Annotated in this window: 12 protein-coding genes; 6 read left to right on the top strand and 6 right to left on the bottom strand. The window is 69.6% G+C overall.

What is annotated here, in order from left to right; translation table 11 throughout:
* Nucleotides 1-23: 23 nt before the first annotated feature.
* From EXE58_RS13510 to moeZ, 4 genes are all read right to left on the bottom strand, one after another.
* Nucleotides 24-692 (bottom strand): lysophospholipid acyltransferase family protein, encoded by a 669-nt coding sequence (locus tag EXE58_RS13510; RefSeq protein ID WP_135268373.1) that lies wholly within the window; start codon nt 690-692, stop codon nt 24-26.
* A gap of 11 nt (nt 693-703) precedes the next feature.
* The gene (locus tag EXE58_RS13505) at nt 704-1,042 is read right to left on the bottom strand and encodes an MGMT family protein (protein WP_135268372.1); all 339 of its coding nucleotides are present in this window, start codon (nt 1,040-1,042) and stop codon (nt 704-706) included.
* A 42-nt stretch (nt 1,043-1,084) separates the two neighbouring features.
* On the bottom strand, nt 1,085-1,960 hold the full coding sequence (locus EXE58_RS13500) for a hypothetical protein (RefSeq protein ID WP_135268371.1): 876 nt from the start codon (nt 1,958-1,960) through the stop codon (nt 1,085-1,087).
* A 67-nt stretch (nt 1,961-2,027) separates the two neighbouring features.
* Nucleotides 2,028-3,227: an adenylyltransferase/sulfurtransferase MoeZ gene (moeZ, locus tag EXE58_RS13495; RefSeq protein WP_135268370.1), complete on the bottom strand. Its 1,200-nt coding sequence runs from the start codon at nt 3,225-3,227 to the stop codon at nt 2,028-2,030.
* 241 nt (nt 3,228-3,468) lie between these two features.
* Here moeZ and EXE58_RS13490 point away from each other — a divergent pair, with 241 nt between their 5' ends.
* The 4 genes from EXE58_RS13490 (at nt 3,469) to EXE58_RS13475 (ending at nt 7,234) form a co-directional block, all read left to right on the top strand.
* On the top strand, nt 3,469-5,772 hold the full coding sequence (locus EXE58_RS13490) for an immune inhibitor A domain-containing protein (RefSeq protein ID WP_208544012.1): 2,304 nt from the start codon (nt 3,469-3,471) through the stop codon (nt 5,770-5,772).
* Nucleotides 5,773-6,004: 232 nt separating this feature from the next.
* Nucleotides 6,005-6,592 (top strand): TetR/AcrR family transcriptional regulator, encoded by a 588-nt coding sequence (locus EXE58_RS13485; RefSeq protein WP_135268369.1) that lies wholly within the window; start codon nt 6,005-6,007, stop codon nt 6,590-6,592.
* A 15-nt stretch (nt 6,593-6,607) separates the two neighbouring features.
* Nucleotides 6,608-6,826, top strand: a complete 219-nt coding sequence (locus EXE58_RS13480; protein ID WP_135268368.1) for a DUF3107 domain-containing protein — start codon at nt 6,608-6,610, stop codon at nt 6,824-6,826.
* Between the two features lie 129 nt (nt 6,827-6,955).
* Nucleotides 6,956-7,234, top strand: coding sequence for a GlsB/YeaQ/YmgE family stress response membrane protein (locus tag EXE58_RS13475; protein WP_135268367.1), 279 nt, complete (start codon nt 6,956-6,958; stop codon nt 7,232-7,234).
* Between the two features lie 57 nt (nt 7,235-7,291).
* On the opposite strand, the gene EXE58_RS13470 is transcribed toward EXE58_RS13475, so the two are convergent.
* A complete protein-coding gene (locus tag EXE58_RS13470; protein ID WP_135268366.1) occupies nt 7,292-7,993 on the bottom strand; it encodes a ferritin-like fold-containing protein in 702 nt (233 codons plus the stop codon).
* 136 nt (nt 7,994-8,129) lie between these two features.
* Here EXE58_RS13470 and EXE58_RS13465 point away from each other — a divergent pair, with 136 nt between their 5' ends.
* Nucleotides 8,130-9,503: a DEAD/DEAH box helicase gene (locus tag EXE58_RS13465; protein WP_135268365.1), complete on the top strand. Its 1,374-nt coding sequence runs from the start codon at nt 8,130-8,132 to the stop codon at nt 9,501-9,503.
* A gap of 3 nt (nt 9,504-9,506) precedes the next feature.
* Here the strand turns inward: EXE58_RS13465 and EXE58_RS13460 are convergent, their stop codons facing one another.
* On the bottom strand, nt 9,507-10,343 hold the full coding sequence (locus EXE58_RS13460) for a ParA family protein (protein WP_135268364.1): 837 nt from the start codon (nt 10,341-10,343) through the stop codon (nt 9,507-9,509).
* 66 nt (nt 10,344-10,409) lie between these two features.
* On the opposite strand from EXE58_RS13460, the gene EXE58_RS13455 reads away from it, so the two are divergent.
* Nucleotides 10,410-11,162: an SDR family NAD(P)-dependent oxidoreductase gene (locus tag EXE58_RS13455; protein WP_135268363.1), complete on the top strand. Its 753-nt coding sequence runs from the start codon at nt 10,410-10,412 to the stop codon at nt 11,160-11,162.
* Nucleotides 11,163-11,190 lie beyond the last annotated feature (28 nt).

Raw genomic sequence — 11,190 nt, 5'->3', positions numbered from 1 at the left:
ACCTCATCACGGGCCACCGACACTCAGGGCGAGACCGCCCGATCGTTGTAGATGCCGGCGCTCTCCTGGCCCGACAGCTCACCGATCGCCGCCATGATGCGGTCGGTCAGGTCACGGCGGGCGCGTCCGGCAGGGACGTCGTCGTACTCCCCTGCCACGGTGATCGGCTCGCCGAACCGCACGACGACGTGGGCCGGACGGGGCAGCCGGGAGCCGACCGGCTGGAGATCAGCCGTCCCCAGGAGGCCGACGGGCACGACGGGACAGCCCGCGGTCAGGGCCAGGTGCGCCACCCCGGTGCGGCCGCGGTAGAGCCTGCCGTCACGGGAACGGGTGCCCTCGGGGTATATCCCGAACGCCTCGCCCCGCGCCAGCACACCCAGCGCGGTGTCGAGGCTGGCGATCGCTGCCCTGCTGTCGTCGCGATCGACCGGGAGCATGCCCAGGCCCTCGAACCAGGCGCGGACCGCGGCGCCCTTGGGTCCCGAGCCGGTGAAGTAGTCGGACTTGGCCAGGAACACGAGCTTGCGCGGCACCACGATCGGCAGCACGACGCTGTCGGCGAAGGAGAGGTGGTTGCTCGCGACGATCACCGGGCCCGTCCGAGGCACGTGGTGCAGTCCCTCCACGGTGGGACGCATCACCGCGCGAAGGACCGGCGGGAGCACGTGCTGCAGGGCTGCGAAGAGCATGCCCGATCTTCTCAGTCCTCCAGCAGCGCGTCGGCCCGGTCCAGTACCGGCTGGTAGAACGCGCGCTCCAGGTCGACCACACCGGGAGCGCGCATCGGCACGTTCTCCCCGTGGAGGTGCTCCAGGGCGGTGCCGTCGTGGCAGTCCGCGGGGCGACCGCTGGCCCGGATGACCCGCCACCACGGAACACCGCTGCCGTGTCGCGACATCACCGAACCAACCTGGCGGGGCCCACCACGGCCCAGCACCGCGCCCACGGCGTCCGCGATGGCGCCGTACGTCGTCACGCGGCCCACCGGCACCTGCTCGGCGCACCGCAGCGCCAGCTCGGCGTAGACGTCCTCACCCACGGCCCCATGATGTCGCGTGGGCGAGGACGCCAGCCGAGGGGGCTAGAGGATCGGGCTGAACGGCTCGGTGCCGGGCACCAGCCGCAGCCCGGAGATGCCGCCGTGCTGCTGGGCATATCCGAGCTCGTGGGCCAGGTCGCCGACGCCGTTCGAGCCCGCGAGCGGTGCGATCGCCAGCGTCGACAGCGTGCCGAGCGCGTTGCCCTCGGCGTCGAGGAAGGCGCTGCCGGAGTCACCGGGCACGCCGGGGGTCACGGTGTAGACCGGGTGGGACCAGCCGTTGCCCTCGGTGCCGAGGCTCGTGCCCTGCTTCGGCGAGAGCGTCTCGATCCCGGCCCGCAGGCTGGAGTTGCCGTAGGAGTAGACCGTGTCGCCCGTCGCCGTGCCCGTGGTGTTGAGGGCGACAGGACCGCCCCAGAAGGGGACCGACGGATTGACCTTGGAGACGTCCGCGGCGTCGACCTTCACGAGCGCGAGGTCGTTGTAGGCGCAGGCGTCCTCGTCGGTCTCGCCGCGCTGCTGCATGGTCAGCCACGACGAGTACGCCAAGGTCCCCGAGCCGACCCGGGTGCCCTCGGAGAGCAGCGATCCGCCCTCGACGAACTCCACCCGTGTGCCGAGCGGGAGCGAACCCGCGTCGCACCCGTTGGTGTCGGTCGCCTCGCCAAGACCCGCGCAGTGCGCCGCGTAGCCGACGTACGTCGCGCCCGCCCCGTCGGTGTAGACGAAGTTGGCGGTGCACTGGGCGCCGTCGGTGTACATCTGGACGCCGGGGTGGATCGACGCGGTGGCCGCCGGCGCCCAGGACGTGGTGGCCTGCTTCTTGACGGGCTTGGCGCTGGCAGGCGCGCTCATGGCTCCACCGGCCACGAGCACCGCGGCCGAGGCGATGGTCAGGAACTTCGTGTGTGTGCGCATGCACGGCACAACGACGGTTGCGACTCCCGGTTACGTGGCCGGCGTGAGTCGGCTCACGCCGCGCCGGTCAGTACGACGGCTGGCTGGGGTCGATCTGGTTGACCCACGCCACGACGCCGCCGCCGACGTGGACCGCGTCGGAGTAGCCCGCGCCCTTGAGGATGGCGAGCACCTCTGCCGAGCGGACCCCCGACTTGCAGTGGAGCACCACCGGCTTGTCGTCCGGCAGGTCGCCGAGCGCGTTGCCGTTGAGGAACTCCCCCTTGGGGACGAGGACGGATCCGGGGATGCGGTTGATCTCGAACTCGCCCGGCTCCCGCACGTCGATGAGGGTGAAGTCGCGCTGCCCCGCCTCGCGCTCCTTGAGCATCGTCTCCAGCTGGACGACCGAGATGGTCGAGCCCACGGCGGCCTCGGTGGCCTCCTCGGAGACCGCGCCGCAGAAGGCGTCGTAGTCGATGAGTCCGGTGACCGTCGGGTTCTCCCCGCACAGGGCGCACTGGGGGTCCTTGCGGACCTTGAGCTTGCGGTACTCCATCTCGAGTGCGTCGTAGATCATCAGGCGGCCCGCGATCGGCTCACCGATGCCGGTGATGAGCTTGATGGCCTCGTTGACCTGGATCGAGCCGATGCTGGCGCACAGCACGCCGAGGACACCACCCTCGGCGCAGCTCGGGACCATGCCGGGGGGCGGCGGCTCGGGGTAGAGGCAGCGGTAGCACGGCAGTTCCTCGCCCAGCATCGGCGCGAACACGCTCGCCTGCCCGTCGAAGCGGTAGATCGAGCCCCACACGTAGGGGATGCCGAGGAAGAACGCGGCGTCGTTGACCATGTAGCGGGTCGCGAAGTTGTCGGTGCCGTCGACGATGAGGTCGTAGCCCTCGAAGACGTCCATCACGTTGTCGTTGTCGAGGCGCTCCTCGTGGAGGACGACCTCGACGTAGGGGTTGATCTCCGCGATCGACTCCTTGGCGGAGAGGCCCTTGGGCTTGTCGATGTCGGAGACGCCGTGGATCACCTGGCGCTGCAGGTTGGACTCGTCGACCGTGTCGAACTCGGCGATGCCGAGGGTGCCGACGCCGGCCGCGGCGAGGTAGAGCAGGGCGGGCGAGCCGAGGCCGCCGGCGCCGATGACCAGCACCTTCGCGTTCTTCATCCGCTTCTGTCCCGACATCCCGACGTCGGGGATGATGAGGTGCCGGCTGTAGCGACGGACCTCGTCGACGGTGAGCTCGGAGGCGGGCTCGACGAGCGGGGGGAACGACACTGAAAATCTCCTCTGCGGGCGGGTTGACGGTGCAACCTCGGCGACGCCCTCCATGTTCCCCGCGCCCGGACGCGCCGCCGTACGACGTCCCGCGATGCGGACGCGACTCGCCACTTTCGAGAACCTTGCGCGATCGCGGCGTGTGAGGTGGACTACACCGGCCTGACTCATCGTGACCATGTCCAGATCCCCCGGCATGGTCAGGTCGGGCCGTCCAATCCCCACCCAGAAGGACACCCACTTGAACAAGTCACTGCCCGGCCTGGTGGCCGGAACAGCGGCGCTGGCGCTCGGACTGACCGTCGCCCAGCCCGCCACTGCAGTACAGCCGTCCGGATCTCCCTCCGCGAGCGACTCGAACAGGCAGGTCAAGCCCGACAACCGCCCCGGCCCGCTCACCAAGAAGCAGGACCGCCGGCGCGCCAAGGCCCTGGCGATGCTGCAGAACGGCAGCGCCGAGCTGAAGCAGCGCAGCGAGGGCGCCACCGTGCAGATCGCGCCCGGTGAGTTCGTCGAGTTCCCGATCGAGAAGACCGACAAGATCTTCACGGTCCTCTCCGAGTTCGGCGACGCGGGGTCGGGCAAGCTCGGCACCACCCCCGGCCCGCTGCACAACGAGATCCCCGCGCCCGACCGAGAGGTCGACAACTCCACCTACTGGGTCCCCGACTTCAACAAGGCCCACTACGAGGAGATGTTCAACGGCGACGGCGAGTCCTTCAAGAACTACTACAAGGACGTCTCCTCCGGCCGCTACACCGCGATCAACACGGTCACCGACTGGGTGAAGGTCCCCGGCAACGCGTCGACCTACGGCGACAACACCGTCGAGGACGCGGGCGGGTCGTGGGCGTTCATCGACGACTCCGCCGACGCGTGGTACCAGTCGCAGCTCGACGCCGGCCAGACCCCGGCGCAGATCGACGCCTACCTGGCCCAGTTCGACGTGTGGGACCGCTACGACTTCGACTCCGACGGCGACTTCAACGAGCCCGACGGCTACCTCGACCACTTCCAGGCCGTCCACGCGGGCGAGGGCGAGGAGGCCGGCGCCGACGAGGACGCCATCTGGTCGCACCGCTGGTACGTCGGCACCGGCTACGGCACCACCGGGCCCACCGTGGGCGCGGAGAACAACCTCGGCGGCGGTGCCCAGATCGGCGGCTCCAAGTACTTCATCGGTGACTACACCGTGGAGCCCGAGAACGGCGGGCTGGGCGTCTTCGCCCACGAGTTCGCCCACGACCTCGGCCTGCCCGACTACTACGACACCGCGGGCGGCGAGAACGGCACCGCCTTCTGGACCCTCATGTCCAGCGGCTCCTGGCTCAGCCACGGTGAGGACGCGCCCGAGGGCGGCGAGGGCATCGGGACCGTCCCCGGCCTGATGGGCCCCGAGGAGAAGCTCTTCCTCGGCTGGCTGGACTACACCGAGGTCGACGCCGGAGAGAGCGGCACCTTCGACCTCGGCCCGTCGCAACGCACCTACGACGGCGCCGACCAGGCGATCAAGGTCAACCTGCCGAACTCCTCGACCCCCTACGACTACGCCACACCCCCCGAGGGTGCGCACGCGTGGTGGTCCGGGCGCGGTGACGACCTCTCCAACTCGCTGACCCGCACGGTCCCGGCCTCGAGCTCGGTGACGGTGACCGCCAAGGCCAACTACAGCATCGAGGCGGGATACGACTACCTCTACGCCCAGTACTCCCTCGACGAGGGCAAGACGTGGACCAACGTCGGCAAGCCTGTCGACGGGTCGTCCAACGGACGCTGGGTCGGGCTGCGCTACAGCTACAAGCCCGGCGGCCAGGCCTCGCTCTTCCGTTTCCTCTACAAGACCGACGGCGGCTACAACGAGTACGGCGCGTTCCTCGACACCATCGCGGTGAAGAGCTCCGAGGGCACGTTCACCGACGGCGCCGAGAGCGGCGACAACGGCTGGACCGTGGACGGCTGGACTAGGTCGACCGGCAGCGGCGCGATCGACGCCCCGCGCTACTACCTGCTGGAGAACAGGCAGTACGTCGGCTGGGACCAGACCCTGCAGCAGGGTCCCTACCAGTTCTCGTTCGGGCTCACCGCTCCCGACAAGGTGGAGTTCTTCCCCTTCCAGGACGGCATGCTGGTCTGGTACGTCGACAAGTCCTACGCCGACAACAACGTGGCGACCCACCCGGGCGCCGGCCAGGCGATGGTCGTGGACGCGTTCCCGAACTCGTTCACCTACCCCGACGGCACCAGCCCGACCAACCGCCGCGAGCCGTTCGACGCGACGTTCGGTCTCGACACCGTCGACCCGGTCTGCCTGCACAAGGAGGTCGCCGGCGGGACCAGGAAGAACCCCACCGTCGAGACGGTGGAGGCCTGTGCCGGTGGCGTGGCGCAGAAGGCCACGTTCGACGACACCGACCCGCTCGCCTACTACGACGAGGCTGCGCCGCAGAACTCCGTCAAGGTGGCTGGCGTCGGGGTCAAGGCGACCGTGATGGCCGACGACGGTGCGTTCCTGACCGTCGACGTGTCCAACCCGGCAGCGCCCTGATCGGCACGCTCGAGCGCTCCGGCTGAGGCCGGACGTCAACACACGCGGACCCCGGGAGCAATCCCGGGGTCCGCGTGCGTTCCGGAGGGTCGCGCAGAGCCGTGGGCACCGCACCCGGATAGGCTCCGTGACCAGGGAGAGTGGACGCTGGCGAGTGTTGCCGGCCGAGGAGGAGGAACATGTGAGCACTGAGGGCATCGACGAACTCGGCCAACGCCCGCGAGGCGCTCGCATGCCACGGCGCGAGCGTCGGGCCCAGCTGCTCGACTCGGCGTTGGAGGTCTTCGTCGCGCAGGGCTACCACGCCGCCGCGATGGACGACATCGCCGACCGTGCCGGTGTCTCGAAGCCGGTCCTCTACCAGCACTTCCCCGGCAAGATGGACCTCTACCTCGCGCTGCTCGATGCCTCGTGCAGCACGATCGTCGAGAACTGCCGCGAGGCGCTCGCCTCCACCTCGGACAACAAGGCACGTGTCGAGGCCACGATCCAGGCGTTCTACTCCTACGTGTCCTCCGAGACCGGAGCCTTCCGCCTCGTCTTCGAGTCCGACCTGACCTCCGAGCCCGAGGTCCGCACGCGCGTGGACCGGGTCACCACCGAGATCGCCACCGAGATCGCCCAGGTGATCAAGGCCGACACCGGCCTGCCCGACGAGGCCTCCGAGCTGCTCGCCGCCTCCTTGGTGGGAATGGCACAGGTCTCGGCGAGGTTCTGGCTGGCGGGCGGCGGCGAGATCCCCCAGAAGACCGCTGCTGCACTGATCTCCGGCCTTGCCTGGCGTGGGATCGCGGGCTATCCCCTGACCGACGAGAACTGAGAAGAAGGAGAACCTGTGGAGGTCAAGATCGGCGTGCTGCACGCCTCTCGCGAACTGGTCGTCGACACCGACATCCCTGCCGAGGAGGTCCAGAGCCGCCTCGAGGAGGCTCTCTCGAACAACGCGACCTTCCGCCTGGAGGACAACAAGGGCCGCGCGGTCGTCGTACCCTCCGACAAGGTGGCCTACCTCGAGCTCGGCGTCGCCACCAGCGGGACCGTCGGCTTCCGCTGAGCGGACCCGGGCGACGCGCCGGGACGCAGGTCGTAGGCCGGGAGGCCGGCGCATGGGAAGTTTGAGGGCGGGTACCGGTGTTCCGGCCCGCCGCGATCCCTGCGGCTCCGACCTGAAAGGCAACCTCTCATGGATCTGTCCGACATTCTGGTAGCCCTCATCGGCGGTGTGATCATCGGCCTCCTGGGCAAGTTCGTCGCCCCGGGCGACCGCGACAACATCCCGCTGTGGCTCACGATCGTGTGCGGTATCGGCGGTGTGCTGCTGGGCACCTTCCTCTACTCGATGTTCTTCGACCCGACGACCAGCGGCATCGACTGGTGGCGCCACATCTGGCAGATCGTCGTGGCTGCCGTGCTCGTGATGATCGCCTCCGCAGTCACCGGACGCAGCTCCAGCAAGGTCTGATCCCTTCACGCGAGAAGCCCCGCACCGTCTCGGTGCGGGGCTTCTTCGTGTCAGGACTCAGGCGTCGAGGCCGAGCTCGCTCATCCGCTGGGCGTGGCGCTCGGTGAGGCGCGTGAACATCCGCCCCAGGGCGGCCAGGTCGAGGCCGGGTCGGTCGACCCCGCCTGCGAGCAGGGAGCTGAGGGCGTCGCGCTCGGCCGCCACGCGCTGCGCCTGGGTGAGGGCCTCCCCCATGAGCCGTCGACCCCACAGGGCCAGTCGACCCGCCAGCCGGTGGTCGCGAGCGATGCCCGCGCGGACGTGCTCGACCACGAACGCCGTCTGCCCGGTCTCCTCCAGCGAGGCGATGATGACCTCGCGGGTGTCGGCGTCGAGGTAGGCGGCGATCTCGCGGTAGAAGTCGGCGGCCAGGCCGTCGCCGACGAAGGCCTTGACGAGGCCTTCGTACCAGTCGGAGGGAGCCGTGTGGGCGTGGAACTGGTCGAAGCCCTCCATGAACTCCCCCATCGCCTCGGCAGGGTCGGCGCCGAGCTGGACCAGCCGATCACGCAGCCGCTCGAGGTGGGCGAACTCGGCGGAGGCCATGGCACCGATCGCCATCTTGTCCTCGATCGTGGGGGCCATCGCGGCGTCGGCGGCAAGGCGTTCCCACGCCGAGAGCTCGCCGTAGGCGATGGCGCCGAGCAGGTCGACGGCGGCCAGTCGGTAGTCCTCGTCGAGCGGCGCGTCGCCGGGGCCCGGAGCGGGCGATTCAGTCATGGGCGAACCCTACCGATAGCATCGAGGCGGACAGGCGCCCCGATGTGCGGCGCCAGCCCTGTATGTGCGCGGTGCGTCTCTCGACTCTGGGTGCGCCGCATCGCAGCCCTTGAGTTGAAGAAAGCGAATCACCACCGTGACCACATTTCGTGAGCTCGGGGTCCTCCCCGACATCTGTGACGCCCTCGATCGCGCGGGCATCACCACCCCCTTCGCCATCCAGGAGATGACCCTCTCGGTCGCCCTGGTGGGCACCGACCTGATCGGTCAGGCCCGCACCGGCACCGGCAAGACGCTGGCCTTCGGCATCCCGGTGCTGCAGCGCTCGGTGACCCCGAAGGACCCTGCCTACGCCGACATGCCCCAGGGCAAGCCGCAGGCCCTCATCGTCGCACCGACCCGTGAGCTGGCTCTCCAGGTCTCCAACGACCTCGCCCTGGCCAGCAAGGACCTCGGGCTCCGGGTCCTGACGGTCTACGGCGGCGTCGGCTACGAGGGCCAACTGGAGGCGCTGGAGACCGGGGTCGACATCGTGGTCGGCACCCCCGGGCGGCTGATCGACCTCGCCAACCGCCGGGCCCTGGACCTCTCCCACGTCCACGCGCTGGTTCTGGACGAGGCCGACGAGATGCTCGACCTGGGCTTCCTGCCCGACGTGGAGCGCCTCATCTCGTTCACGCCCGAGACCCGCCAGACGATGCTCTTCTCCGCCACGATGCCCTCGGCGATCGTGGCCCTGGCCCGCCGTCACCTGCGTCACCCGATGAACATCCGTGCCGAGGCCTCCTACGAGAACTCCACCGTCCCCGCCACGGCCCAGTTCATCTACCTGGCCCACGACCTCGACAAGCCCGAGATCATCGGTCGCGTCCTGCAGGCCGACGACGCCGAGAAGATGATCGTCTTCACCCGCACCAAGCGCCAGGCCCAGCGCATCGCCGACGACCTCGCCGAGCGCGGCTTCGCCGCAGCTCCGCTGCACGGCGACATGGCCCAGGTGGCGCGCGAGAAGGCCCTCACGAAGTTCCGCGAGGACAAGCTCAAGGTGCTGGTGTGCACCGACGTCGCCGCGCGAGGCATCGACGTGCGAGGCGTCTCCCACGTGGTCAACTACACGTGCCCGGAGGACGACAAGACCTACGTCCACCGCATCGGCCGCACCGGTCGAGCAGGCGCGTCCGGCACCGCGATCACGCTGGTCGACTGGGCCGACATCCACCGCTGGAAGATGATCAACAAGACCCTCGACCTGCCGTTCCCCGAGCCGCAGGAGACCTACTCGACCTCCGAGCACCTCTACCACGACCAGGGCATCGCGCCGGGCACGAAGGGCCGCATCGTCCCGCCGGCCCCGGTGGAGAAGAAGGCTCCCCGCGAGCGCAGCGGCGCTCAGGGTGGTGGTCAGGGCAACCGCGGTGCGAGCGAGAAGCCGTCCGGCGAGGGGTCCTCGCGTCCCCGGCGCAAGCGCAGCCGAACCCGGTCCCGCGGCGGCGCGCCCGTCAAGGACTGAGGTTCAGGCCCTCTTCTTCTTCGCCGAGCGGCGCGGCTTCGGTCGTGCCGCCCGCGCGACGAGGTTGGCAGCCACCTCGCGATAGGCCTTGGCACCCTTGCTGCTGCGGCTGGTGGCCAGGATGGACCGACCGGCTGCCGGCGCCTCGGCGAACTTGATGGTCTTGGGGATCGGCGGCTCGACCACCTCGAGGTCGTAGGTGTCGCTGATCGTCTCCAGGACAGTGCGCGCGTGGTTGGTGCGGCCGTCGTAGAGCGTCGGCAGGACTCCCCACACCTCGAGCCCGCGGTTGGTGAAACGGCGGACGTCGTGCACGGTGTCGAGCAGCTGGCCCACGCCGCGGTGCGAGAGCGTCTCGCACTGGAGCGGGATCAGCACGCCGTCGGCTGCGGTGAGCGCGGCGACGGTGAGCACGCCCAGGGACGGCGGGCAGTCGAGCAGCACCCAGTCGTAGGGGCCGTCCTCGTCGTCCGCGAGGTCCTCCGCGAGCTGCTCGAGCACACTCTTGATGACGTGCTCACGCCCCGTGCGCGTCAGCAGGTCGGCCTCGGCGCGCGCGAGCTCGATCGTGGCCGGCAGGACGTCGACGCCCTCCTCGGTCTCGATGATCACCTCGGTGGCAGCGAGCCCCGCGGTGAGCACCTGGTGCACCGAGACGTCGAGGTCCTCGGGGTCGATGCCCAGGGAGAAGGTCAGACAGGCCTGGGGGTCGAGGTCGACCAGCAGGACCCGTTGGCCGAGCTCTGCCAGGGCAGCACCGATCGAGGCGACGGTCGTCGTCTTGGCGACGCCGCCCTTCTGGTTGGCTACGGCGAGAACCACCGGTGTGTGCGTGCTCATCACCGCACATCATGCCTGACCGGGCCTGGGCCCACGCGCGGACGAGTCCACTGAGATGCTGGGCACATGACGACCTCACTCATCACCGGCGCCACCGCCGGCATCGGCCTGGAGTTCGCCCGCCAGCTCGCCGCGCGCGGCGACGACCTGGTCCTGGTCGCCCGTGACACCGAGCGGCTCGAGGACGTCGCAGCCACGCTGCGGTCGTCGTACGACGTCACGGTCGAGGTGCTGCCCGCCGACCTGACCGAGCGGGCCGGGCTGGCTCGCGTAGAGGCACGCCTGGGCGACCGCGACCAGCCGGTCGACCTCCTGGTCAACAACGCCGGCTTCGGCCTGAAGAAGCGCTTCCTCGACAACAGCGTCGAGGAGGAGACCGCGATGCTCGAGGTCCTGGTCACCGCGGTGATGCGCCTGAGCCACGCGGCGCTGGGGCCGATGGCCGAGCGCGGCACGGGCGGGATCATCAACGTCTCCAGCGTGGCGGCCTTCCTGCCGCGTGGCACCTACTCCGCCGCGAAGGCGTGGGTCAACAGCTTCAGCGAGTGGGCCCACCTTGAGTACGCCTCCCGTGGGGTCAGGGTGATGTCGCTGTGTCCGGGGTTCACCAAGACCGAGTTCCACCAGCGCATGGAGGTGAAGCGAGGTGACGGCTTCATGTGGCTGGAGCCCGACTTCCTCGTCTCGCGCGCGCTCGACGACTTCGCCAAGGGACGCGCCTACTCGATCCCCGGCGCCCAGTACCGCACGATCACCGCGCTGAGCCGGGTCATCCCCAACCGCGCGTTGCGACTCGCCCAGTCGATGGGTCGCCGCTGACACCTGGTCGATGGCAGGGCCCACGGCA

The organism is Nocardioides seonyuensis, from assembly GCF_004683965.1.
In the GTDB taxonomy this organism is placed as follows: Bacteria; Actinomycetota; Actinomycetes; order Propionibacteriales; family Nocardioidaceae; genus Nocardioides; species Nocardioides seonyuensis.
Note: the sequence above shows the minus strand (reverse complement) of the source record. Positions and strands in the feature narration are given on the sequence as shown.